General features: G+C 59.2%; 24 protein-coding genes. 10 read left to right on the top strand and 14 right to left on the bottom strand.

The features are described from left to right. Positions 1-63: 63 nt before the first annotated feature. From C7H10_RS04125 to ubiE, 5 genes are read right to left on the bottom strand one after another with little or no spacing between them, the layout of a single operon-like run. Entirely contained in the window at positions 64-393 is a 330-nt protein-coding gene (locus C7H10_RS04125) for a phosphoribosyl-ATP diphosphatase (protein ID WP_058092480.1), read from the bottom strand. A gap of 12 nt (positions 394-405) precedes the next feature. Beyond that, positions 406-822, bottom strand: coding sequence for a phosphoribosyl-AMP cyclohydrolase (gene hisI, locus C7H10_RS04120; RefSeq protein ID WP_058092481.1), 417 nt, complete (start codon positions 820-822; stop codon positions 406-408). Between the two features lie 28 nt (positions 823-850). After that, positions 851-2,494 (bottom strand): ubiquinone biosynthesis regulatory protein kinase UbiB, encoded by a 1,644-nt coding sequence (gene ubiB / locus C7H10_RS04115; RefSeq protein ID WP_106693862.1) that lies wholly within the window; start codon positions 2,492-2,494, stop codon positions 851-853. Continuing rightward, on the bottom strand, positions 2,491-3,132 hold the full coding sequence (locus tag C7H10_RS04110) for a ubiquinone biosynthesis accessory factor UbiJ (RefSeq protein WP_061330697.1): 642 nt from the start codon (positions 3,130-3,132) through the stop codon (positions 2,491-2,493). Before C7H10_RS04110 ends, ubiB begins: the two co-directional genes overlap by 4 nt. Beyond that, positions 3,132-3,914 (bottom strand): bifunctional demethylmenaquinone methyltransferase/2-methoxy-6-polyprenyl-1,4-benzoquinol methylase UbiE, encoded by a 783-nt coding sequence (gene ubiE, locus C7H10_RS04105; protein WP_061330696.1) that lies wholly within the window; start codon positions 3,912-3,914, stop codon positions 3,132-3,134. Before ubiE ends, C7H10_RS04110 begins: the two co-directional genes overlap by 1 nt. A 116-nt stretch (positions 3,915-4,030) precedes the next feature. Here ubiE and C7H10_RS04100 point away from each other — a divergent pair, with 116 nt between their 5' ends. Then, a complete protein-coding gene (locus C7H10_RS04100; protein WP_106693861.1) occupies positions 4,031-4,309 on the top strand; it encodes a polyhydroxyalkanoic acid system family protein in 279 nt (92 codons plus the stop codon). Positions 4,310-4,315: 6 nt separating this feature from the next. Here the strand turns inward: C7H10_RS04100 and C7H10_RS04095 are convergent, their stop codons facing one another. Then, positions 4,316-5,065 carry a DUF8198 family protein gene (locus C7H10_RS04095; RefSeq protein WP_061330694.1) on the bottom strand — a complete coding sequence of 250 codons (750 nt, stop codon included), beginning with the start codon at positions 5,063-5,065 and terminating at the stop codon, positions 4,316-4,318. Between the two features lie 94 nt (positions 5,066-5,159). After that, positions 5,160-6,083, bottom strand: a complete 924-nt coding sequence (locus C7H10_RS04090) for an alpha/beta hydrolase (protein ID WP_106693860.1) — start codon at positions 6,081-6,083, stop codon at positions 5,160-5,162. Between the two features lie 348 nt (positions 6,084-6,431). On the opposite strand from C7H10_RS04090, the gene C7H10_RS04085 reads away from it, so the two are divergent. The 4 genes from C7H10_RS04085 to C7H10_RS04070 all read left to right on the top strand — a co-directional run bounded on the left by C7H10_RS04085 (position 6,432) and on the right by C7H10_RS04070 (position 12,745). Beyond that, the gene (locus tag C7H10_RS04085) at positions 6,432-7,799 is read left to right on the top strand and encodes a WS/DGAT domain-containing protein (protein WP_106693859.1); all 1,368 of its coding nucleotides are present in this window, start codon (positions 6,432-6,434) and stop codon (positions 7,797-7,799) included. 178 nt (positions 7,800-7,977) lie between these two features. After that, entirely contained in the window at positions 7,978-9,081 is a 1,104-nt protein-coding gene (locus C7H10_RS04080; protein ID WP_106693858.1) for a porin, read from the top strand. 255 nt (positions 9,082-9,336) lie between these two features. Continuing rightward, a complete protein-coding gene (gene nosP / locus C7H10_RS04075; protein ID WP_167392874.1) occupies positions 9,337-10,497 on the top strand; it encodes a nitric oxide-sensing protein NosP in 1,161 nt (386 codons plus the stop codon). Continuing rightward, entirely contained in the window at positions 10,472-12,745 is a 2,274-nt protein-coding gene (locus C7H10_RS04070; protein ID WP_425269113.1) for a hybrid sensor histidine kinase/response regulator, read from the top strand. Before nosP ends, C7H10_RS04070 begins: the two co-directional genes overlap by 26 nt. Positions 12,746-12,760: 15 nt before the next feature. Here C7H10_RS04070 and C7H10_RS04065 read toward each other — a convergent pair whose 3' ends face one another. Then, positions 12,761-13,438, bottom strand: coding sequence for a response regulator (locus C7H10_RS04065; protein WP_106694070.1), 678 nt, complete (start codon positions 13,436-13,438; stop codon positions 12,761-12,763). A gap of 266 nt (positions 13,439-13,704) precedes the next feature. Between C7H10_RS04065 and C7H10_RS04060 the strand changes: the two genes are divergently transcribed. Genes C7H10_RS04060 through C7H10_RS04050 form a run of 3 tightly spaced genes read left to right on the top strand, consistent with a single transcriptional unit; the run spans position 13,705 to position 16,170 of the window. Continuing rightward, positions 13,705-14,733, top strand: a complete 1,029-nt coding sequence (locus tag C7H10_RS04060) for an ABC transporter substrate-binding protein (RefSeq protein WP_106693855.1) — start codon at positions 13,705-13,707, stop codon at positions 14,731-14,733. Between the two features lie 56 nt (positions 14,734-14,789). Continuing rightward, the gene (locus tag C7H10_RS04055; RefSeq protein ID WP_106694069.1) at positions 14,790-15,506 is read left to right on the top strand and encodes an ABC transporter permease; all 717 of its coding nucleotides are present in this window, start codon (positions 14,790-14,792) and stop codon (positions 15,504-15,506) included. Beyond that, complete coding sequence (locus tag C7H10_RS04050) at positions 15,499-16,170, top strand: ATP-binding cassette domain-containing protein (RefSeq protein ID WP_106693854.1); 672 nt, start codon at positions 15,499-15,501, stop codon at positions 16,168-16,170. Before C7H10_RS04055 ends, C7H10_RS04050 begins: the two co-directional genes overlap by 8 nt. A 12-nt stretch (positions 16,171-16,182) precedes the next feature. Here C7H10_RS04050 and C7H10_RS04045 read toward each other — a convergent pair whose 3' ends face one another. Genes C7H10_RS04045 through C7H10_RS04030 form a run of 4 tightly spaced genes read right to left on the bottom strand, consistent with a single transcriptional unit; the run spans position 16,183 to position 19,895 of the window. Continuing rightward, entirely contained in the window at positions 16,183-16,986 is an 804-nt protein-coding gene (locus C7H10_RS04045; protein WP_106693853.1) for an ABC transporter permease, read from the bottom strand. A gap of 1 nt (position 16,987) precedes the next feature. Beyond that, on the bottom strand, positions 16,988-17,710 hold the full coding sequence (locus tag C7H10_RS04040; RefSeq protein WP_106693852.1) for an ABC transporter ATP-binding protein: 723 nt from the start codon (positions 17,708-17,710) through the stop codon (positions 16,988-16,990). Next, complete coding sequence (locus C7H10_RS04035) at positions 17,707-18,681, bottom strand: YVTN family beta-propeller repeat protein (protein WP_106693851.1); 975 nt, start codon at positions 18,679-18,681, stop codon at positions 17,707-17,709. The genes C7H10_RS04040 and C7H10_RS04035 overlap by 4 nt, the downstream gene beginning before the upstream one ends. Before the next feature lie 41 nt (positions 18,682-18,722). Then, positions 18,723-19,895 (bottom strand): ABC transporter substrate-binding protein, encoded by a 1,173-nt coding sequence (locus tag C7H10_RS04030; RefSeq protein ID WP_106693850.1) that lies wholly within the window; start codon positions 19,893-19,895, stop codon positions 18,723-18,725. A 163-nt stretch (positions 19,896-20,058) separates the two neighbouring features. On the opposite strand from C7H10_RS04030, the gene C7H10_RS04025 reads away from it, so the two are divergent. Both C7H10_RS04025 and C7H10_RS04020 read left to right on the top strand, forming a co-directional pair. Then, positions 20,059-21,291, top strand: a complete 1,233-nt coding sequence (locus C7H10_RS04025) for a sensor histidine kinase (protein WP_106693849.1) — start codon at positions 20,059-20,061, stop codon at positions 21,289-21,291. Next, on the top strand, positions 21,288-21,944 hold the full coding sequence (locus C7H10_RS04020) for a response regulator (protein WP_106693848.1): 657 nt from the start codon (positions 21,288-21,290) through the stop codon (positions 21,942-21,944). Before C7H10_RS04025 ends, C7H10_RS04020 begins: the two co-directional genes overlap by 4 nt. Positions 21,945-21,956: 12 nt before the next feature. Here the strand turns inward: C7H10_RS04020 and C7H10_RS04015 are convergent, their stop codons facing one another. Both C7H10_RS04015 and C7H10_RS04010 read right to left on the bottom strand, forming a co-directional pair. Continuing rightward, complete coding sequence (locus C7H10_RS04015; protein ID WP_106693847.1) at positions 21,957-22,610, bottom strand: pentapeptide repeat-containing protein; 654 nt, start codon at positions 22,608-22,610, stop codon at positions 21,957-21,959. Positions 22,611-22,678: 68 nt separating this feature from the next. Beyond that, positions 22,679-24,535, bottom strand: coding sequence for a methanol/ethanol family PQQ-dependent dehydrogenase (locus tag C7H10_RS04010; RefSeq protein WP_106693846.1), 1,857 nt, complete (start codon positions 24,533-24,535; stop codon positions 22,679-22,681). Positions 24,536-24,607: the final 72 nt, after the last annotated feature.

Raw genomic sequence — 24,607 nt, 5'->3', positions numbered from 1 at the left:
CTGTTCCATGACATTGTACGCCAACGGCGACCGTTCCCGGAAATCCCCGTTAGGGGTACCTCTTTACGAGTTCCGTGACGCTTTCTCTTCAAGGCCTGACAGGTCGAAACGACTGGCCAGTTCATCAATCACATCTTTTGGTCCGAGCCCAAGCCGGGAGAGCATCACCATGCTGTGGAACCACAGGTCGGCCGTTTCGTACACCACATCCCGGGTGTTCCCGGAGTGTTCGGCGTCTTTGGCGGCCAGCAGTGTTTCGGTGCACTCTTCGCCCACCTTCTCCAGAATCTTGTTCAGCCCCTTGGCGTGCAGGCTGGCCACGTAGGAGGTTTCCGGGTCGGCTTCCTTGCGGGCTTCCAGGACCTGGGCCAGGCGTTCCAGTACATCACTCACGGTCTCTGCTCCTCAATCACTGCCGTAGATGGCGTTCGGGTCTTTCAGCACCGGCTCGGCGCTGACCCATTGGCCGTCTTTCAGGGTCCGGTAAAAACAGCTTCGCCGACCAGTATGGCAGGCAATACCGCCTTTTTGTTCCACTTTCAGCAAAATGACGTCGGCATCGCAGTCTAGCCGGATATCCCGGAGTACCTGCTGGTGTCCGGAGCTTTCGCCCTTACGCCAGAGCTTGCCCCGGGATCGGGACCAGTACACCGCCTGGCCTTCCTCAACGGTCAGCTTCAGTGACTCGGCATTCATCCACGCCATCATCAGGATGTCGCCGTTGTCGGCATCCTGGGCGATGGCCGGTACCAGGCCGTCTTCTGTCCAGCGAATCTCGTTGAGCCAGTCAGGCTGTACGACGTTAGCGGGGGAATCTTGCATTTTTGTGAATCCTGATAAATCCATTCGTTTAACGGCTGCCCCGGAGCATGACCGCGCCAGCAAGGGCAAGCAAGGCCCAGCTCCAAAGTGGCGCATCGGCCGCCAGCTGCGTGGCCTGCTCCTGAGTGCCCGCCAGGGCTGCGGCGGCGAGTGCGGCGGCAATGAAACCCCGGCGCCACCGGCGGTCGCTGCGCTGTTGCTGCTCTTTCATTAACTCAAGCGTAGCGCGATTCTGTTCTTCCGTGGGGCCGCTGCTTCGAAGCTGTAATAGCGCATCATGAACCAGTTGCGGCATCTCTGGCGACTGTTCAAGCCACGCCGGCAGGTGCGTTTGCAGCGATTTGATCAACCCGGCGGGGCCGATGCGCTGGCGCATCCACCTCTCCAGGAACGGCTGGGCGGTGCTCCACAGGTCCAGATCCGGGTACAGCTGGCGGCCCAGGCCCTCGACGTTCAGCAGGGTTTTCTGCAGCAGTACCAGCTGCGGCTGCACTTCCATATTGAAACGGCGGGCCGTCTGGAACAACCGCAGAAGGAAGTGGCCGAAGGAGATGTCTTTCAGTGGCCGTTCGAAGATGGGCTCGCACACGGTACGGATAGCCGCCTCGAATTCATTCACCCGGGTGTCCGGCGGCACCCAGCCGGACTGTATGTGCAGCTGGGCCACCTGGCGGTAATCCCGGCGGAAGAAGGCCAGCAGGTTACGGGCCAGGTAGCTCTGGTCGTCTGGCGCCAGGGTGCCCACAATGCCGAAATCGATGGCGATGTACTTCGGGTCAGCCGGGTTGGAGACGTCGACAAAGATGTTGCCCGGGTGCATGTCGGCGTGGAAGAAGCTGTCCCGGAACACCTGGGTGAAGAAGATCTCCACGCCTTTTTCGGCCAGTACTTTCATATTGACGCCGGCCGCTTTCAGGCTGTCTACGTCGGCAATGGGGATGCCGTGAATGCGCTCCATCACCAGCACGGATTTGCGGGTGTAGTCCCAGTCGATGAACGGGATGTAGATCAACGGTGAGTTGTCGAAGTTGCGGCGCAACTGGCTGGCATTGGCGGCTTCGCGCTGCAGGTCCAGCTCATCGTGGATGGTGGCGTCGTAATCGGCCACCACGTCCACCGGGTGCAGCCGTTTGCCTTCAGACCAGTATTTTTCCAGCAGGCCGGCCATCAGGTACATCAGGCCAAGGTCCTGGCGGATCACCTTGTCGATACCCGGCCGCAGCACCTTGACCACCACTCTCTGGCCATTGGGCAGGGTGGCGGCGTGTACCTGGGCCACGGAGGCCGAGGCCATCGGGTCCGGGCTGAACTCGGCGAACAGCTCCGATACCGGTGCACCGAGGGATTTCTCGATAATGCCCCGGGCCTGGTCGCTGGGGAACGGCGGCACCCGATCCTGCAGTTGTTTCAGGGATTCGGCCATGTCGTCGGGCAGCAGGTCCCGCCGGGTGGAGAGAATCTGGCCAAATTTGACGAACACCGGGCCGAGTTCTTCCAGCGCCAGTCGCAGCCGGTCGCCCCGGCTCAGTTTCGGCTGGGGGAACAGGTGCCAGGGCGCCAGCAGGAAGAAGATCTTCAGCGGCGTGGGCAGTTCCGCCAGGGGCAGAAACGTGTCCAGCCGGTAGCGGCAGAATACCCAGGCAATTCGGAACAGGCGTTGCAGGCGGGTCACAAAGTCTCCGTATCGTTGTCGCTACCGGAACTCTCCAGCTGTGTCAGCCGGGCTTCCAGGCGTTCAGTACGCAGGTTGAGCTGGTCAATGTCCTGGAAGGTGGCCTCCAGCTCTCTGCGGCCGGGCAGGGCCCGGCTCTCTTCGTGCAGGTACTCTTCCAGATTGGCGTTCATGGCATTCGCAGCATGCCGGCTCCACTGCACAGCACTGCGGATGCGCTTGCCCAGAAAATGTGCCGGAAGGTCGCCAAGATGTCGGGCCATGGCTGCTTCCCAGTCCGGTTCCAGCTGGTTCAGGGCACGTTGCAGTTGGTGGGCCAGGGCGGTATTGCCCTGCACGCCCAGCCGATTGTCCGCAAACACCTGATCATCGCCCAGGGCGAGGGCAACAAAGGCCATGGGGCGGCCGGTAATGACCAACTCGGGGGCATCGGCGGGCTGACTGCGCACCTGAACCCGTTCGCCCACACGCTCCAGGGTCCAGGTCAACGGGACCGGGGCGCTGATGTTGAATTGTGCCGGCCCGGTCAGGGCGTCCAGCAGGGCCTGCCGGCCCGCTGTGTCCAGCTCCAATGCCCGGTTCAGCGCGATCTCTACAATGGCGCTGGCAGCGGACAAAAGGGTCGGGCCGGGGAACATCAGGGTTTGATTCCCACGTGCAGGGCGACAATGCCGCCGGTCATGTTGTAGTACTTGCAGTTCACCAGACCGGCCTGTTCCATCATACCTTTCAGGGTGTCCTGGTCCGGGTGCATGCGGATGGACTCGGCCAGGTACTTGTAGCTTTCACTGTCGCCGGCAATCAGCTGGCCCATCAACGGCAGGGCGGTAAAGGAATAGGTGTCGTAGGCTTTGCTCAGCAGCGGATTGGTAGGCTTGGAGAATTCCAGCACCATCAGCTTGCCGCCGGGCTTCAGTACCCGGGCCATGTCCCGCAGGGCTTGATCCTTGTCGGTGACGTTGCGCAGGCCAAAGGCGATGGACACGGCCTGGAAGCTGTTGTCCGGGAACGGCAGGTGCTCGGCATCGGCCTGCACATACTCGATGTTGCCTGCGTAGCCCCGGTCTGTCAGCCGGCTGCGGCCCACCTGCAGCATGGAGGCATTGATGTCGGCCAGCACCACCTTGCCGGTGGGGCCGACCAGGTCAGAAAATTTCATGGTCAGATCGCCGGTGCCACCGGCAATATCCAGTACCTGATGGCCCTGGCGAACACCGCTGAGCTCAATGGTGAAGCGCTTCCACAGCCGGTGAATGCCCATCGACATCAAATCGTTCATGAGGTCGTATTTGCCGGCCACGCTGTGGAAAACCTCGGCCACCTGGCTGGCTTTCTGGCTCTTGGGTACATTGCGGAACCCGAAGTGGGTTACGTCGTCCTGGCCGTTGCCGGGGGTGCCCGGTGTTTGCTGCTCGCTCATGGGTGTTGGTCCTGTCAGAATCTCAGGTTGGTATTCTAACCTTTGAGGGGTTGGCTACAAGTTTATTGCCGACTTACACTGTAAATCTGTCTCCAAACAACCGAGAAAACTGATCCATGTCTGTCATTGATATTCATCGCGCCCACTCCCTGGACAAAGCCCACGCCCGTGAAGCGGCGGAAACCCTGGCGAAGGACCTGTCCAGGCAGTTCGATGTCAATTACCAGTGGGAGGGTGACCTGCTCACGTTCAAGCGCAGTGGGGTGAAAGGCCACCTGGACCTCTCTGACAGTGATCTGCACATCCGCCTGGAACTGGGGCTGATGCTGCGCCCGTTCAAATCCCGTATCGAACAGGAAATTCACTCGCAACTGGACCAGATTCTCACGGCCTGAGCCTGGTTAAAGGTTGCCCGGTACCGAGAAGGGTTCCGGGTGGCCGGCCAGAATGTTCTCCATCACCTGTCTTTCCCGACCGATCAGCCGTTCAATCAGTACGTCGACATCCTCCATCTTCCGGAATGCGCTGTAGCCCCGGTGCAGGAAACTGTGCAGATCGCCCAGCTCGGCCATTTCCGCTGGCCCCCGGCTCATCGACAGCAGCCAGCCCAGGGTGCGGTTGCGCACGTAGCGGTCCAACTGCTGGCCAGTGTCGGCCACCAGTTCCAGTTGCCGGCTGCGGATGCTCAACTGGCCGCTGGCCCGATAAGCGTCGCAATAGTCGCTGGTGGTGATTGAGGCGGTACTCAGGTTGTGTCGGTCAAACCATTGTGCCAGCTCCAGATCCAGGCTCTGGGTGACCAGATTCAGTTCAACCAGCCCGGCAAAGGTGCCCAAGAGGTGGTCTGGTAGCCACTTCACCATCTTCGGGAAGACCCGGTCGATGTTATCGTCCCGTTGGGTCATGCCGGCAGGGGCGTAAAGGTCTGTCAGCAAGAATTCCAGGCCGGTGTGGTAGCCGGGGTTCTGGTAAAGGTCCTGGTGCGTGGCTTTTAGCCGTTCCGCTTGCCAGTCGGCGATGCGGCGGGTGTCTTCCAGCAAGGGGTGGGTTGACTTGAGCTGGCGAAAGTCGTGGTATTCCAGTAGCAGGCGTTTAAGCCGGTGGGCGTTTTCTGAATTCACGTCCGTTGTGACCAGGCGCTCACGATACATGCAGGGGCTCCAATAAAACCGGCGACAAGAGGCATGGCCTCAGAAAAAGGCGCTCAGTTTAGCGAAGCGGAAACCGGGCTGCACCTGTTCAGGTTCAGCCCTCGGCGGCAATAGGCAGAGTTTCCAGGCCGGGTACCCATTCCTTGCTGTCCAGCGTGATGAAGTGGCTGGGGGCTTCGGTTTCGATGATGCGCATGTTGGTCGGGCTGGTACGGGCACTGGCCAGCATGGCATTGCGATCCAGGATGCGATCCGTTGCAGGTATCAGGAACGTGCCATGGCGCACATGCTGGTACACCGAGGTGTCTGTGCGGACCATCCACTCCATGATGTTTTCAATGTTGCGCACGATGGTCAGATGATCCTTGGTAGCATAGAACAATTTGTTCAGCAGCTGCCGTTTTCTCGGGTTCATCTTGCCAAAGAATGTCTGGCCGTAGGCGGATTGCGGCGCGCTGTTGATCAGACGGATCAGCCAGGGCCACATGCCGTGGCTGACCGGCTCCAGCAGCGTGGTCACCAGGGCGTGCAATTTGCCCTGGGGCAGCACTGGCGCTTCCAGCACAATTTCGACATCTTCGTACAGCTCTGGCCACTGCTTGATGGCTTCAAGAATCACCGCACCACCCCTGGAGTGGCCGTGGATCCGGATATTGCGGGTGCTGGGCAGGTTTTGCAGTGCCTGGTTCAGAATGCAGGCATCATACTCAATGGTACCTTCCAGGTGCTTTATGGGCACTTCCCAGCCCGGGTTCTCCGGCGTTACACCGTTTACTGGAATATGGTAATTGCTGCAGGTGAGAAGAATCAGTTCGGTGGTTGGACCATCGTACGCCTGGGTAAAGTAGCAGTGATTCTCCAGAAAGCCGTGCACACCGATGACGGTATGTTCCGCAGCGCCGCTATGATTACGCACCGATACGGCGCCTTTACCAACACGGTAAACCCGGCCTGAGAACATCTCTGAATAGGCGCTCTCGATAGGCTTGATCAGTTTGCGAACATGACTGGCTTTCATGATTCATCTCCCCCGGCATTGCAATGGACTGTTATTGGTTTTGGTTGTGCCGGTCTTTCATTTGTACCGCGTTTGGCTGGGCGAGTTAGTGGCACTACCGCCGAGATTTTCGGAGATCTGTAGCCAATCGCGCAGCATCGTGGTCCTTCTCTATAACCATTGCATCATTACATATAACCAGTATAGAGCCGAAGGGTTACTTGCAGGTAATTTTTTGTAACGCTGTGGGCGACGCACGGTGATGGAGCCCCGTAAAGGACTCTGGCACAATGCGGGATTGGCTTATTACTTATCGGGCACGTTATTCATCGGGGACTATCAGGTTTGAACCAGGAGCAATCGCATCTCATGCTGCCTTCGGATTCGGCCTGGCTGGCTTTGGAACGGCCGGAAAACCCCATGACCATCACCATCATGCTCCGGGTTGACGGCCTGACGGCCGGTCGGTTCCGGGAATTTCTCGATGTGTACTGGACTGCCTGGGAGCGTTTTCTCTGTCGCCCGGTCTGGAAGGCGCCGGCCTGGTACTGGCAGAAAGACCCCACCTTTTCCGTTTCCCATCACCTTGATGTGGTGATAGATCGGTTTGATCAGCATCAGTTGCAGGACTGGGTGTCGGCGCGGCTGAACGAGCCGCTGCCGCGGTATCGCCCGGGCTGGAAGTTCTGGCTGGCGCCCAACGCCCAGGGTGGTGCGGCCTTGCTGCTGCGCCTGCATCATTGTTACGCCGACGGCCTGTCCCTGCTGGGCATTTTCTCAACACTTTGCCCGCCGTCGCCCCGGCAGTACCCGGCCATCTATGGCGCCGCCGAGTTGCCGCAGCTGGAACGGTGGACAACCTACGCCAGGCAATGGTTGGGGAATATGGCTGCCCAGGCAGGCCAGGTTTCCGGCGCGATACCGGATGATGGTCCCACCAAAGGGGCGGGGCACGCCGGGCGGGCTCTGGAGGCCAGTGCCCGGATGGTGCATGAGCTCAGCGAGTTTCTGGTGGAACCGGCCGATACGCCCTCGGAGCTTCGGCGGCCATTGCTGGGCAGGCGCAGCTGTCGGTGGTCTGAACCGGTGGCGCTTGACCGTTTTCGTGCAGTCGCATCGGCCACCCATACTACGATCAACGATGTGTTACTGGCCTGTGTGGCGGCTGCTGTGCGCCCACGCCTGGGGATGTCACCAGAACAGTTGGACGATGCGGTCATGCATGCGGCGGTGCCGGTGGATATCCGGTCCCGGATGCCGGAGGGGGTTCGGCCGGAGGACGGCGAGCCCGGCAACTGCTTTGGCACGGTGTTCGTGCCCATGCCGGTGGATGGTGCCAGTGCTCTGGAGCGGCTGTTCCGCATCAAGCATGAAACCCGCAAGCTCAAGAAGAGCTGGCAGCCGGGGATCGCCTGGGGGCTGACGGCCAGCGCAGCGCTGTTGCCGGAGGTGGGGCGCAAACCTTTGGCTGATCTGTTTTTCCGCAAGGCCTCGGCGGTGGTTTCCAATGTACCTGGCACGCCGGAGACCCGGTACCTCGCCGGTTGCGCCATCACCGAACAGATGTTCTGGGTGCCTCAGGCCGGCGATATCGGGCTGGGTGTGAGTATCGTCAGCTACGCCGGTCAGGTGCAGTTTGGTGTCGTGGCAGACGAGGCCATTTTGGCCAACCCCCATGAGTTTCTTGATGACTGCTTGTCTGAACTGGACCAGTTCCCGGGTGGTCTTTCCACGTAGTCGTACTTCCAAAGTTTCATTTCAAGTGCCTCCCAAATGAGCAGAAAACCTGCTCGCTGGAAGCATTCCCCCCTGTTGTTGCATCACCGACCATGGAAATCAGGCGTCAGACCTCGCCTGGAGCGATCGGATAACCGGTCCTCTTATCCCAGATTTCCAAAAAACAACCGGGGGATGTATGAAAAACAACAACTTCAGAAAGTCAGGGTTGGCCATTGCCATGATGGCGGCCATGGGAGCCAGTGCCGGAGCCAATGCGGCCATTGAACTGTACAATGAGGATGGCACCAGCTTTTCGGTGGATGGCTACTTCAATGCGTTTTACGTGAACCGTGATGACAAAGTCGCTGACGTGCGCAATTCCGACGTCAAGATGGGTTTTTTGCCGAACACCATCGGCTTCAATTTCAGTAAGGAGATGGGCGACCTGACACTGGGTGGCCGTTCATCGTTCTGGAGCACCATCAACGACAGCCTGCAGTCGCCGACCGACACCGCAATCGATGTGCGTCAACTGTACGCAACGGTGGATGGCAGTTTTGGTCAGGTCCTGATTGGTAAGGATTTCGGCCTGTACGCCCGTTCCAATATATTCCTGGATGAGATCCTGATGGGTTTTGGTTCTCCGGGTGCAGCCACAGGCGTGTCTTTCGGCAATATCCGCACTGGCTACCCTTACCCAAATCCGTCAGCCCAGATCACCTATCGCACACCGGACATGGGTGGCCTGAACGTTGCGGCGGGTATCTTTGAGCCTGCCAACACCACGCCGGGCGCCCAGTCTGAGCAGTCCGCCCCGCGTTTTGAGGCGGAAGTCACCTACAGCGCTGACCTGAACGGCGTGGCCCTGACGGGGTGGGTGAACGGTCGTCATCAGAGCTCCGAAAACGCCACTACCAAGATCGACAGTCGGGGTGTTGGCTATGGTGTGAAAGCGGCTGTGGCGGGTCTGTCCCTGACGGCTTCAGGCTTCACTTCCAAAGGCGACGCGCCCGTTCTGATTACTGATGGGGCTCTGGCCTCTGAAGAAGACGCCGATGGCTACCTGGTTCAGGCTTCCTACACCCTGGGGGCGAACCGCTTTGTGCTGTCTTACGGTGAAACCGATTCCGATCAGGGCAATTTCGAGACCGAGAATATGTCGGTGGCCGTGTTCCACGACGTTAACAGTAACTTCAAGCTGGTGGCCGAATACAACATGTTCGAGCAGGAAACCAAGTCTACAGGTGTGAAAACCGCAGACGCCAACACTCTGGCATTGGGTGCCGTTGTGATGTTCTGAGGAGCTTCGCTCCTGTCTATGGCCTTGCAGGTAGCCGGCAGGAAGCCGGTGCGCCTGCGATGGCCGTCTCAGACTAAAGTGCCGGTTTGCTCTTGCCAAAACCTGGCTGCGTCACCGGACATTGATTCAAGGGGAATATAATCAATGGCTTACGGAAGATTTGGCGCGCCGACAAAGTGCACTGAAGTCGCATTGGCTGGTGGTTCAGGAGGCGTAGAATCGGTATCAGATTCCCGTATTCCGAGCAGGCTACCGATGAAGCCAGTCAGTCAGTTACCCGCAGTGCGAGTCGCCAGTTCCAGCGTCCGCAAGCCCGAGCTGGCCGCCGCAGAGCTTGCCAGGCAGCTTGTGCACGACAACCTGGGTTGCGTGCTGTTCTTCTGCTCTGTTGAATATGAACTGCAGAAATTGGGCCCTGCTCTGCAGAAAGCCTTCTCTGGTGTGCGTGTCTACGGTTGCACCTCGGCCGGTGAGATTACCGAGCAGGGATACGACCGGGGCTGCATCAGTGCCATCGGGTTTGATGCCCGTTACTTCGCCATCGATTGTGCTTTGATTCGGCAGTTGGATCGATTCACCCTGCAGGACGCCCAGGGTGTCATTGACCAGATGCTGACCACCTGCCGGGATGCCAACCTGGCGCCGGTCAAGGGTAATACTTTCGCGATTACCTTACTGGACGGGCTTTCCAGCCGGGAAGAGCTGGTGCTGGCGACCCTCAACGCGGCTTTAGGCACAATCCCTCAGTTTGGTGGTTCTGCGGGGGACGACGAACGCCTGGCCGATACCCACGTTTATTACGATGGGGAATTTCACTGCGGGGCGGCCACCGTCATGCTGGTCAATACCCCGCTGGATTTCCGGGTGTTCTCGACCCACCACATGGAACCGCTGGATGAAAAACTGGTGGTTACCCGGGCTTGCCCGCAAAGCCGGACGGTATACGAGTTGAACGCGGAGCCGGCAGCCGAGGTTTATGCCCGGGCGGTGGGCGTATCGCTGGATGAACTGGACCGCAAGGTGTTTGCCCTGCGGCCCCTGGGCGTTCGAGTGGGCGGGAACTATTTCGTTCGCTCTATCCAGAGAGTCAATCCGGATCGCAGTCTCACGTTCTATTGCGCAGTGGAGACGGGCATTGTGATGACCGCCATGGCGCCGGGTTCGCTCCTGGACAGTGTACGAACCCAGATTGAGGCCTCCGAGCGGGTGGTCGGCACACCGCTGGTGACACTGGGGTGCGACTGCTTTTTACGCCGGCTCGAAGCCGAGCTGACCGGCCAAAGTGACGCCGTTTCCGAATTTCTCAAAGCGCACCGTGTGGTGGGGTTCAACACCTATGGGGAGCAATTCAACGGTATGCACATCAATCAGACCTTTACGGGGGTGGTCATTGGCCAGCCTGAGTTCAGCACCTGATCTCCCCGAATCTTCCGGCGAGTCCGCCAAAGACCAGCGTATTGCGGAACTGGAAGCCGAGAACCGGCGCCTGCGAGAAATCCGGGATGCGCTGATCGTTCGGGTGGAGTCTGGCTCGGCCCACAAGCCGGAGCCCTACGCGGCGTTCGAACACTCGGTGATACTGGCCGAGCAGGTCCGTGAGCGCACGGAAGCACTGAACCTGACCATGGAAGAACTCAAGGCCAGTAACAAAGCCTTGATGCGTGCCCGGGAAGAGGCGGAGACCTCGCGCCAGCGCCTGAACGATGCCATTGAAAGCATTGCCGATGGTTTCGTGCTGTTCGACCACAACCACTGCCTGATTCAGACCAACAGCCGTTTCCGGAGTTACTGGCGCCATGCCGGTGTGCCAGTGCCCGGTGCGGGCACCCCGATAGACGAAGTGAAATCGAAAGCACTGACCTCCGGCTTGGTCGTGGAAGAGCACAGCCACGAAGATGCCGAGGGCACGGTGTTCCTGCTGTCCAACGGTCGCTGGGTGCAGATGACCGAAAGGCCCACGCGGGAAGGCGGGCTTGTGGTGCTGTATTCCGATATCACCGACGTCAAGAACAGCGAAATGGCTCGCCGTATCAAGGCACTGGAAGAAAGCGAGCGTTGGATTCGCGTGGTGACAGACCATGTGCCGGCATTGATTGCTTACGTGGGCGCTGATCTGACCGTGCAGTTCTGCAACAAGGTGTACCAGGCCTGGTATGGCCAACCTGGGCAGTCGCCCCTGGGTATGCGCCTGGATGAGGTGCACGAGCCCGAATTTTACCAGCGGTTGCTACCCCAGATTCTGGAGGTCATGGATGGCCACAGCGTGACATTCGAGTTTGACGAAACCGGTGTCCGGGGTGAGCAGCGGTACATGCTCAGATCGTACGTGCCCAACGTCGATGACAATGGCGAAGTGGTCGGCTTCTTCGTGCTGATTCGGGATATCACCGATCGCAGAAAAACCGCGCTGGCGTTGGAGCAGGCCTATGACAATCTGGAGAAGCGGGTACGGGAGCGTACAGCGGCACTGACCGGCCTCAACGCCCAGCTTCGCCAGGAAATCTCGGAACGCGCAGCGGTTGAGGCGCGCCTCAGGGAAGCCAAGTTGGAGGCCGAGCGGGCCAATCTGTCGAAAACCAAGTTTCTGGCCGCCGTCAGTCACGATCTGCTGCAGCCGCTCAATGCTGCCCGTCTGTTCACCAGCGCCTTGCAGGAGCAAAGCTTTGGCCCCAGGGCCGAGGGGTTGGTGCGCTCGGTCAGCACCTCGCTGGACGACGTCGAGAACCTGCTGGGCACGCTGGTGGACATTTCCAAGCTGGACGCCGGGGTGATCAAACCGGACGTGACCGCCTTTGATCTGCGGGATCTGCTCAACAACATCGCCCGGGAATTCCGTCAGATGGCTTTGGCAGAGGGGTTGCGGCTGGATTTCGTGCCGTCGTCGGCGGTGGTGCAGTCTGACTCCCAGCTGTTGGCCAGAATCCTGAGAAACTTCCTGACCAACGCGATCCGGTACACCGGCCAGGGGCGCATCCTGCTCGGTGTTCGCCGCCGGCATGATCACGTGTTACTGCAGGTGTGGGACACCGGCCCGGGGATTCCCGAGGACAAGTTGACCGAGATCTTCCAGGAGTTCAAGCGTATTCGCCCCAGTGGCTCCCAGGCCGACAAGGGGCTGGGCCTGGGGCTGGCGATCGTCGACAAGATATCCCGCATGCTTGGGCATGAGGTGTCTGTGGCATCAATTGAGGGCAAAGGCTCGGTGTTCAGCGTGCGGGTGCCGCTGGGGCAGCTGCAGCCCTCGCCGGCGGCGACCACGGACATCCAGAAGGTTGAAGTGGATCACGGCATGTCCGGCGCCAGGGTGTGGGTTATCGACAACGATCTGGCCATCTGTGAGGGGATGAAAACCCTGCTGGAGGGTTGGGACTGCCGGGTGGTGACCGCCGTCTCGGTGCCTGATCTGGACGCCAAAGTGGTTATCGCCAGCGCACCGGTGGACCTGATCCTGGCGGATTACCATCTGGATAACGATGAGAACGGTGTGGATGCGGTTGCCCAGATCAATGGCCGGCGCAGTCAGCCGGCGCCGGTGTTGATGATCACGGCCAATTACACCAACGAGCTGAAACAGCACATCCGCGAGCTGGGTTATCTGCTGATGAACAAGCCGGTAAAGCCGTTGAAATTAAGAACGGTACTCAATCATGTCTTGAGGGGCTGAGCCCCTCAAGGCAGGTCAACGCTTCAGGTACTGGCTGAAATCCACATCGCTGGCCGACAGAATGGCCTGCACCCGGTTGTGCACACCGAGTTTCCTCAGAATGGCCGATACGTGGGCTTTCACCGTGGTTTCTGCAATGTTCAGGTTGTAGGCGATCTGCTTGTTGGACTCGCCTTTGGACATTCTTTCCAGTACCAGTAACTGGCGACGGGTCAGGGAGTTGAGCAGTTCCGGGGAAATGGGATTGTCTTCGTGCCGGGCCCTGCGGCTGTTACTTTCCTTGCCGGTGCGAATGATGTCGGAGGGCAGGTATACGTTGCCATTCAGGATCTGCTGGATGGCTTCGGTCATCTGGGCCCGGGGTGAGGACTTGGTGATGAAGCCCACCGCGCCGTAAGTGATCGCCTGCAAAACCACCTGTTTGTCTTCCTCGGCGGAAACGATCACCACCGGGATGGTCGGCGCCTCGTTGCGCAGGGTGATCAGGCCGTTCAGGCCGTGCATGCCTGGCATGTTCAGATCAAGCAGGATGAGATCGAGGTCGTCGTTTTCGCGGGTGATTTCCAGCGCGCTGTCCAGATCATCGGTTTCGATAATCTCACTGCCCTGGAATCCTGAGGCGATCACACTGCTGATCGCTTCCCGGAACAGGGGGTGGTCGTCGGCAATCAGAATCTTGTACGCCGGCTCCATGGATGTTTCTGCCTGTTTATTGTCGTCTTCGGGAGTGGTGTCGGAATCATGATAGCGTTTTTCCGACGAGAGTGCGGCATCAAGCTCGGTTAACATGGCGGCCTCCTGTGCAGAAGGCGTTTGCATGGGTGCGATCACCTTCTGTTTATTATTGTGATGATCTCATTACACGCCATATTGGCCCTGGGTTGAATGCGACCATCGCACCAAAAAACAGGCACCAAAGTACTATTCTTGAAGGGCTGAGGGCTTCGTATCGTGATGGTATGAAGCATCACACAAGAATAACTCAAGCCGTACACCCGGGCCTCAAGGGGTGGTTCTCACGGGGCTTTCGCGCACTCAGCCTGGTGTTTGCCGTGGTTTTGCTGGTAACACCGGACAACGGCTATTCGCGGGAGCCGGCGGAGTTGCCCGTTCTCAGCATCAGCGTGCTTCAGTTCGGTACCGCCCACTGGGAGCTGGATCATCTGCAACACAGAAAGCTGGACCAGAAGAACGGCTATCGGCTTGACCTGAAACTGGTGGCGAATTTGCCTGCGTCACGGCTGGCAGTCACCAGTGGTTCCGTGCATGGCGCGGTGGCTGATTTGCTTTGGGCGCAGTCGCGATTCAAAGCCGGCGCCCCCTACCTGTATGTGCCCTTCTCAAGCCAGATCGGGGATATCGTCGTGCCGGAGGCGTCGGCGATTCGCTCTGTAGCTGGCCTGGCAGGCAAACGCATCGGCGTAGCCGGCGGGCCGGACAGTAAGGGCTGGGTGTTGCTGACCGAGGTGGCAAAGCGACAGGGTATCGAACTGGCTCGAGATGCCCGGGTGCAGTTTGCCGCCCCGCCACTACTGAACGAGGCGCTGAAACGTGGCCAGGTTGATGCCATCGTCACATACTGGCACTTCTCTGCCCGGCTCAGAGGTGAGGGCGGCTGGCGTTCCGCTTTCGGGATGGCGGACCTGCTCAGGGCTCTGGACCTGGACCCGAACCTGCCGGTACTGGGGTATGTCTTTCCTTCGGAATGGGCGCAACAGCAGGCCGGCCTGATTGAAAGCTTTGCCCGTTCGCTGCAACAAGCAAAAGCCGAGCTGGCCGGTGAACCATCGCACTGGCAGCGGTTACGGCCTCTGATGGGACAGTCCACAGACGCCGTGTTTGAAGCCCTGCGGGATGGCTTTGTGGCTGGCACCCCGGCGCCGCTAACCGAACAACGCCGTGCCGACCTCCAGAGGTTACTGGTGCTGACGGGTGCGGATACCGAGGCTCTGATGCCCGAGGCCCTGTTCTACCGGAGCCCGCCGTGAGCAGCCCGGCAGGTCGCCCGCCGGTCTGGAGCTACTGGTTGGTACTGCCCCTGTTTATGGTGTTCTGGGGGCTTTTTGCCTGGCATCTGGAATCCCCGTTGTTACCCGGGCCATTGCAGGTGCTGGCAACCCTGATGGAGGAGGCGCGGGGTGGTCAGCTCTGGTTTCATCTGGGCACCACACTGGCGCGGGTCGCGGTGGCGTTTACCCTGGCGATGCTGCTGGGTACGTTGATTGGTATCGCGATGGGGCGGTCGCGTACCGCCAACGCACTGTTTGATCCCATGCTGGTGTTGCTTCTGAACCTGCCTGCGCTGGTCACCATCATACTGATGTATGTCTGGTTCGGGCTGGTGGAGGCGGCCGCAGTGATGGCGGTTGTTATCAACAAGATCCCGAACGTTGCCGTCACAGTGCGAGAAGGTGCCCGCAGCCTGGACTACCGGCTGGAACAGATGGCCACTGTATACGGATTTACCCGCTGGCAGCGGCTCCGTGAGGTTTGGGTGCCGCAGCTCTTTCCCTATCTGATGGCGGCCACCCGGGGCGGGCTGTCGCTGATCTGGAAAATCGTTCTGGTGGTTGAACTGCTGGGGCGTTCCAGTGGCGTTGGTTTTCAGCTGCACCTGGCGTTCCAGGTGTTCGACGTTGCCACCATTCTGGCCTACAGCCTGGCGTTTATCGCCGTTGTGCAGTTGATTGAACTGGGGCTGTTACAGCCTGTGGAAAGGCGGGCTAATCGCTGGCGACAGCCGGAGCAGGCCCATGCTTGAGCTGAGAATACGCGGCCGCGACTATGCACAGCCCGTGCTGGGTGAAGTGTTTGCCACCATCAAGCGTGGTGACCGCATCTGTTTGCTTGGGCCGTCCGGTATAGGCAAGACCACGCTGATTAATGCCATTGCCGGCCTGGATCACTCAATGCCTGCCGGCGCGGTGGTGGGTCGTGAAACACTGCGAGTCGGGTACCTGTTTCAGGAGCATCGGCTGTTGCCCTGGCGAAGCCTGAAAGCCAACCTCCGGCTGGTGGGCGCAAGCGATGAGGAGGCTGAACACCTGTTGCAACAGGTTGGCCTGGCCGGTTATGGCCATTACCTGCCGGATCAGCTCTCCCTGGGTATGGCGCGCCGCGCTGCTTTGGCCCGCTGCCTGGCGGTCAAGCCGGACCTGTTACTGCTGGATGAGCCCTTTGCCTCGCTCGACCCGGTTATGGCGGGAGACCTGAAACAGCTGATTGCCGGCATACTGGACGCAAACCCGGATATGGCCATGATCTGTGTGACCCACGACAGCGGTGATGCAGAGTTACTGGCAAACCGGCTCTGGTACCTCGATGGTAAGCCGGCAAGGTTGCAATGGGACGACCGTGTGGTGGAGTCGGGAGCCGTTCGCAAGTTGTTGGAGCACCTGAGGCGGCTGGATAGAGTGGGCTCCTGACACTCGGCTGGATCAGGCGGGCTTGCTCCCCAGGATTTTCGTCCGCTGAGGGCGAAAACCCGCGGTAGCGAACAGCGAAAGCACGATGGTCACGCCGGCGGTGATGCCGACGGCCAGAGGGTTCCATTCCAGGTAGAGTGAAAACCGGATCGCTTCGACTGCGTGGGTAAACGGATTGAACTGGCAGATCCAGTAAAGCCACGGGCTGGCTTCGTTCATGCGCCACAACGGATACAGGGCGGAAGACATAAAGAACATAGGGAAGATGACAAAGTTCATCACCCCCGCGAAGTTCTCCAGTTGTTTTATCCAGGTGGCAATCAGCAATCCCAGTGCGCCCAGCATCAGGCTGGTGAGGATCAACGTCGGCAGAACTGCCAGATACCCCCAGCGGGGTGGTTCTACGCCAACCAGCCATGAGATCAGCAGAAAAACATAAACCTGGGCCACTGACACAAAACCCATGGCCAGCAGTTTGGTAATCAGCAGAAACGGCCTGGGCAGGGGGCTCATCAACAGCACCCGCATGCTGCCCAGTTCCCGGTCATACACCATCGACAGGGCCCCCTGCATACTGTTGAACAGGATAATCATGCCGCACAGCCCGGGCACGATATAGGTCTCATAGGTGATGTAGGTCTGGTAGGGGGGAATAATGGAAATGCCCAGAACCGCCCGGAACCCGGCGGCAAATACCACCAGCCAGAGTAGGGGCCGCACCAGCGCACTGGCAAAGCGGGTGCGCTGTTGCCAGAACCTGAGCCACTCCCGGGTCTGAATGCCCAGGAAACAGTGCCAGTAATCAATGGCTTTCATATCAGCCGGCTCCGGTCAGTTTGTGGAAGGTCTCCGCCAGGTTCTGCGCACCTTGTTCCTCGCAGATCACCTGGCCGGTGCCGTTTGCCAGCAAGCGGCCCTGGTGCAGAATCAACACCTTGTCTTGCTCCTGAACCTCTTCAATCAGGTGCGTGGCCCAGAGTACGGTCAGCCCATCTTCCTCGCACAGGGTCCGAACGTGTTCGTTGAGTGCCCGCCGGCTGGCGACATCGAGGCCTACGGTGGGCTCGTCCAGAAGTAACAGGGAGGGTTGATGAAGCAGTGCACGCGCAATTTCCACCCGCCGCCGGTGCCCCCCGTTGAGCTGGCGAACCGCGTCGTCGGCCCGGTCGAGTAGCTTGAACCGGGCCAGCTCACGGTCACCACGGGCCCGGGCTTCTTTGCGGGACAGGCCATGCAGCGCGGCGTGGTAGTGCAGGTTCTGGCGAACGGACAAGTCCAGGTCCAGGGCATTCTGCTGAAACACCACGCCGATTTTCCGCATCGCCTCTGCGGGCTGTTTTCTGAGTGACCGGCCGCCCAGCAAGACATCGCCCTGCTGCAAGGCCAGTAGTCGGGTGAGCAAGCCAAACAGGGTGGATTTGCCTGCCCCGTTTGGGCCCAGAAGTGCATGGAAACGACCAGAGGTCAGCGCGAAGCTGACCTCCTTCAGAACCGCTTTGTCTCCGTAGCGGAAGCTGATGTCCCGGGCTTCAATGGTCATGAAGTCGGATCGATCACCACACCCCAGGGGTAGCGGCCCACCTTGATGGATTTGATGACCTTGAGCTGGTCCACATCAATCACCGAGACATCGCCAGAGACACCGTTGGTGGTGTAAAGGAACTTCTCATCCTTATCCAGTGCCAGCTGCCATACCCGGGAACCAACCAGCAGATAGTCCAGAACCTCATAGGTCTGAGCATCCACCACGGCGACGTGGTTGGACGGCCCCAGGGCCACAAAGGCGTACTTGCCGTCCGAGGTCAGCTGAATGCCAACCGGCTGAACGCGGTCCTGGGGCACGCCGCGGATCTTGAAATCAATTTGCTTGATCTCTTCGATGGTGTCGACATCAAAGATGTGCACGGTGCCGCCAATTTCGGCTGAGGCCCAGGCAATTTTGCTGTCTTTGGTGAACTCCACGTGGCGGGGGCGCTGGCCAACGACTACGTTCTTCTCGATTTCAAAAGTCTCGGTGTTGATCCAGTGCAACATACTGGTGGTTTCACTGGTGTTGACTGCCCACTTACCGTCCGGGCTGACCGCCATACCTTCTGGTTCGATGCCCACATCAATCTGCGCCAGCACATCCTTGGTTTGTACGTCTACCACCGTCACGATGGCATCGTCCTCATTGGCGATGTACAGGTGCCGGTTGTTCGGATGCAGGGCGAATTGCTCTGGGTCCTCGCCGGAGGGCAGGGTGTCGATGATCTTCCGGGTGGCCAGGTCCAGCACCTGCACCGTGTCGTCGTCACTGGCGCAGATATAGAGCTTGGTGAAGTCCTTGGACAGCAGAATGCCCCGGGGGCGCGCGCCCACCTCAATGGTGTCAATCACCTGATGGGTTTCTGTATCGATCACCGACAGGGTGTTGTCTTTCTCGTTGGAAACATAAGCCAGGCCGGCCATGGCTGGCCCAGACAGGCCGATCATGGCCGCTAGAGCAGCGTGTTTAAACAATGATTTCATGGTGTTGCTCCTTCTTGTTTTCAGTTTGGCGCCGCTCAGGGTCAGCCGTTGATGCGACACTGACTCTCGGGTTTGTCGAACCCGAGGGTGTCCATTTCGGTATTTGGGTGCAAAAAGCCCTCAAAGGGGGCCTGTGCGACCAGGCTTCTGGGATGGACCAGCGGGATTGGCTGGCGCAGCTGCCCGTTCCAGTCCCGAAAGCTCAGGCTGCGCCCCTTGAAGGCGGCCAGCTGGAACTTGTCGGTAAACAGAAAGTCGCGAATCTCGTTGGCGTCGGCTACCTTCAGGTCGGTTACCGCGGTACCGATCGAACGGACAGCGGCCCAGGCAGCGTAGTCGTCGCCGTTCATGTCGCGCTCGGCCAAGGCCCGGAACCGGTTCTGAAGCTGCGCGGCACCCCAGGCTTCGACCACCCGGTGCCAGGTGACCGGCACCATGCCCTGGGTGCCGACCACGGGTCTGGGCAGCCAGGTGTTGAACGGAACGTATTCGCCGAAATCACCGCGCACATCGGCCACAACGACGGCATCGTAGGCGCGGGCCTGGGTAAAGGCTGGCAGTTCCTTGGCCGCAGTGCGGCGCAGGTCGGCGTCGAAAGTCCAGGGCTTGTCCTGGACAATCTTCAGACCAAAGCGCTTGGCAGACCGGCGAAACGCATCGGCCCAGGCCTTGTCCTCCTCGGTCGGGCCGGTAATCAGGAACAGGTCGGTCCAGCGCCGCATATTCAGCCACTGGCCCAGTGAATCGGTCAGCATGGCGTAGCTGGGCACGGTGTGAAGCAGGTTAACGTGGCATTCGGCGGTGCGAAGCGCATCGTCTTTGGCGCCGGCATTGAAGACCAGTGTGTTGTTACCTGCCCGGCCCATGATGGCCTGGACGGTTTGCGCTGGCGCATTGATGACAAACAGCCGGGTACCCTTGTCATGCATGGCTTCAAACGCCGCCAGGATTTCCTCATGGGAACCCGTTAATTCAGTTTCCAGTTCATAGTTCTGCCCGAGGAATCGGCCAGTGGTCTGGTTGTCAGCCAGTCCCAGCTCGGCTCCTCGCAGGCCCGCATCCTCGGGCTCTGGAATAATATTGGATAACACGGGGCCTTTGTCTGGCACCCACTGCAGGTAGCCGATGCGAACGTCGAGCGCCTCCGCGTAAAGAGGAGCTGCGCTGAGCATGGTGAGCAGGGTGGCTGCCGCTGTCCTGGAAAGCAAAGACATTGGATTCTCCGGTTTGTTGTTGTGATTCCAGCTTAGAGAAGGGGCAATGCCGGTGAAATATTCAGAAAGTAGGAAAGTGCCAGTACTAAAGAACTATTCCGGTTAAAGCTGGCGGGTTTAGCATGAGAGTGGACAGGCTGTTTACCCGCAATGGATAAAAACAATGACGGTATATCGGAAGATATCTCTATTGATGCTGGCGGTTTTTCTGCTCATCTATCTGCTCGGAGCGCTGTTTTACATCCAGCAGGCCCGCCATGATGTCCAGCGGGAACTTGACGGTGTTGCCGGCCTTGCGCAGAGTTTGGAAAGCCCTGACAGTCTCCCGGAATCTGTCGTTAGCGGCATGCGTCACCTGACGCCGGCGGGTGATACAGGTTCTGGAGTAAGCAGGGATGTGCCTGCCTGGTTCTCAGCACTGATTGCCAGAGAATTCCACCGGCCAGTGGTTAATGGCTGGCAGGTTGATCCCGCCGATGAGGTTGAGGAAATCTGGGAAGGGTTCCTGCTGGTTTCCGGTGCCTACGCGATTGGTACCTGCCTGTGCTTCCTCGCGCTGTTTGTTATGGTCAGGCGCGGCATGCGTACCCTCGCCAGCCTCTCTGAAGCCATGGGGGCAATCTCGGCGGGTCAACTCACTTCCCGACTACCGCGTCAGCAAGAACAAGAGCTGGACTCTCTGATTTGCCGTTTCAACTCCATGGCCGAGGCGCTTCAGTCGGAACAGCAGACCGTCAGTCGTCTGCTCAACGAACTGCTTCGGTTGCAGGACCGGGAGCGCGAACATATCGCCCGTGTACTCCACGACGACCTGGGGCAATACCTGACAGGTATTCGTGCCCAGGCGCGAAGCCTGCTCTACGATCCCGGCCTGAATGATCGGCAGAAGAAACAGGCCAGTGACCTGGCGGAAAACTGTGAGACCATCCAGACGCATTTCCGTCACCTGCTCCAGGATTTGCATCCGCTGGTGATGGAGCAGTTGGGGCTGGGCAGCGCAATCCGGCATCTGACCGAACAATGGCAACAGCTTAGTGGCCTGGAGTGTCGCCTTGCGATGGACGATCGCCTGCCAGAATTCACCGGTGAGCAGCAGACACACCTGTACCGGTTTCTCCAGGAGGCCTTGAACAACGTATCCCGTCACGCCAATGCGTCCTGCGCGACATTGGCGGTAGCCCTTAACGCCACGGAACTGAGCATTGAGGTACGTGATGATGGCGTCGGAAACGATTGTCTGCCCGACAACGCCGGCCTGGGTGTGCGGTCCATGCGTGAGCGTGCCAGATGCCTGGGTGGTGAAGTAAAGTTCTTCAGTCGAATGGGCGAGGGCACCCGAATCCGGCTTGCCGTCCCGCTTACCCGGCTGTGCCCAATCCCGGGGAGCATCGTGTGAAGCTCATGATTGTGGATGATCATCAGGTCGTTCGCCAGGGGATTGCGAATCTCCTGCGTTCAATGCTGCCCGCGGTGGCGATCACCGAAGTCGACAACGGCGAGGATGCGGTCGCTTGCTATGGAGGGTTGCGGCCAAATGTGGTGCTGCTCGATATGGGGCTTCCCGATATCTCTGGTTTGGAGGTTGGGCGCCGACTGCGCCAGCGCTGGCGTGGGGCGGCCATTCTTTTCTTCACCATGCACGATGAGCTGCCCATGGTCAGGCAGGCTCTGGATATTGGTGGTTTGGGGTTTGTCTCAAAAAGCTGCGCCCCGGAGGAGTTGGCTGAAGCGGTGAAACGGGTCGCTGCTGGCCAGCCCTACATCGAGCATCCGATTGCGACCCGTCTGGCAATGAACCAGGAGCGGCCGGTAGACCATCGGCTCAGGGATATGACCCAAAGGGAAATGGAGGTTCTTCTGATGTATGCCCGGGGTGAGAGTGTTTCAGGTATCGCTGGGCGATTGTGCGTCAGCAACAAGACCGTGTCTAACCACTTGGCGGGCCTGAAGAGCAAGCTTCAGGTTGCCTCGTCAGTGGAGCTGATCCATCTGGCAGTGGATGCTGGCCTTGTTCGCTATGGTCAGCTGGAGGAAGCAAGGCGGGTCTGAGCCCGCCCCGGGTCACCAGTCAAAGGGGCAGGCTGTGCAGCCCTCCATATGGGTTCCCTCGAACGTGGCGTAGTGAATGCGGGTTCCGGTCAGGTCGGCATCAGCCAGGTTGGCCAGCCCCAGCTTCGCTTCCTGAAGGTTTGCTCCCCTCAGGTTGGCGCCCTCCAGATTTGCCTTTGGCATCCAGGAGATCTCGAAGCTGCTGAAGGGCATAGTGGCGTTCACCAGAGTGGCACCGGAAAAACGCGAGAAGTCGAAGTTGGCTCCGGTCAGGTCTGCCTCACTGAAGTCTGCTCCCTGGGCGAACAGATACTCGCCCTGCATACCCTGTAACTGGGCATTCTTCAGTGACGCGCCCCTCATGCTGGCCCGGTAGGCCTGGAGTCGATAGCCGGTAACATTGTCGAGATTCGCCCCATCAAGGTTGGCACCTCGGAGGCTGGTATGGCTGATATTTGCGCCAGACAGGTTGGCACCGCGCAAGTTGGCTGAGTGAAGGTCCATATTGGACAGATCCGCCCCCTGCAGGTCAGCGCCGGCGCAACTAGCTTTGCGTTCCAGCTTGCAGCCGTTGATGACGGGGATTTGATCCATATCGGCCATATAGTCACTGGCCAGTGCCGATGCGGTGAACAGTAACAATGAGGCGGTAATAACAGGTTTCATGATTTCACCTCTGAATCATAGGCAGAAAAAAGGGCCCGGCGAACTGCCAGGCCCAGTCCGGAGGAACGTTAGCGGGAGGCCTGTGCCCAGGAGGGCATCTTGAATACCCAGAACGAACCGCCCTGGGAGACAGGTTTGGTCAGTTCGGCCATATCGCCGCCCCAAAGCGGAACTGCACCGCCGTAGCCGGAGGCGATGCCTATATATTGCTCGCCGTCCATCTCCCAGGTGATCGGCGAAGAGATGATTCCCGAGCCGGTCTGGAATTTCCAAAGTTCCTCACCGGTCTTGGCATCGAATGCCTTCAGGTAGCCGTCTCCAGTGCCTGTGAACACAAGGCCGCCTTTCGTGGTCAGAACGCCGGCCCAAAGTGGCAACCGCTCTTTGTGTTCCCATTCGATCTCGCCGGTGAGCGGGTTCATGGCTCGAAGGATGCCTACGTGGTCGTCATACATACGCTTGATTCGAAAGCCTTGTCCCAGATAGGCAGCCCCTTTCTTGTAGGTAACTTCCTCGGTCCAGTAATCTTCTTTCCAGTGGTTGGCGGGTATGTAGAACAGCCCGGTGTCCTGACTGTAAGCCATAGGATTCCAGTTTTTGCCACCCAGGAAGGGCGGAGAGACTTCGATGGATTCGCCACGGGTTTCACCCTTCGGGACGGGTGGTGGGCGCTGGCCTTTTCTTTCCACGGGGCGGCCTGTTTCCAGGTCGATGTGGCTGGCCCACGTAATGTTGTCAACAAATGGGAACGCTTTCTCGAGCTTACCGTTCGTGCGGTCGACCACGTAGAAGAAGCCATTGCGGTCAGCGTGCGCGGTGGCTTTTACCTCACGCCCGTCATCTGTGTACTCAAACAGCACAAGCTCGTTATTACCGGAAAAATCCCAGGCATCGTTCGGTGTGTGTTGGTAGAACCACTTCACCTCACCTGTTGTGGGGTCTACGCCAACCTGTCCTGACGTATAGAGGTTGTCATAATCCTGAGGATTGCCACCCGGTGATGTGCGGGCCCAGGTGTTCCAGGGTGCGGGATTGCCGGCACCGATGATGATGGTGTTGGTCTCTGCGTCGAAGCTGGCGCTTTGCCAGGGGGCTCCGCCGCCATGACTCCAGGCTTCAACCTTGCCGGTGTCACGGGAGGAGTCGTCGGGCCAACTGGGCGCGCGAGGATCACCGGTTGGCGTGCTTTTTTTACCGTTGAGACGGCCATAATGGCCCTCGACGAACGGGCGCATCCAGATTTCGTCGCCGGTATCTGGGTCTCGGGCAAACAGCTTGCCTACAACGCCAAATTCATCACCTGAGGATCCGTGAATCAGCAAAACTTTGCCGGTCTTCTGATCCTTCGCGAGCGTGGGTGCGCCGGTCATGGTGTAGCCGGCTTCATGGTCACCGAATTTTTTTCGCCAGACGACCTTACCGGTATCCTTGTTCAGGGCAACAATGCCAGCATCCAGAGTACCGAAGAAGACTTTATCGCCAAAAATGGCAGCGCCACGGTTGACCACATCGCAACAGGGGCGAATGCCTTCTGGCAGCCGGTGACTGTATTCCCATAGCCGTTTTCCGGTTTTTGCGTCCAGGGCCCACAGGCGAGAGTAGGAGCCGGTGACATAGATAACACCGTCATGAACCAGTGCCTGGGATTCCTGCCCTCGTTGTTTTTCATCGCCGAACGAAAATGACCAGGCCGGAACCAGTCGCTCCACGTTGTCCCGGTTGATGATGGTCATCGGGCTGTATCGTTGGGCCTTGGGACCTATGCCATAGCCCAGCACGTTCTCGGTTGTTTGCGCATCATTGGCGATATCTTCCCAGGTTACGTTTCCGGCATTTGCATGACTGGTGAGACCTACCGCTGATCCGAGTACCAGAGCCAGTCCTATCCCCCGTAGTAGCGGGCGCTTGCGTGTCTTGATGTTCATTGTCTTTCCCCTTGTTTTTTGTTGTACCCATCGTCTTGCTCAAGGCATCGACGCCACGAGTATTGGCTTAGG

The sequence above is a fragment of the Marinobacter shengliensis genome (genome assembly GCF_003007715.1).
Classification (GTDB): Bacteria; Pseudomonadota; Gammaproteobacteria; order Pseudomonadales; family Oleiphilaceae; genus Marinobacter; species Marinobacter shengliensis.
This window is presented reverse-complemented; position numbering and strand designations above follow the sequence as displayed.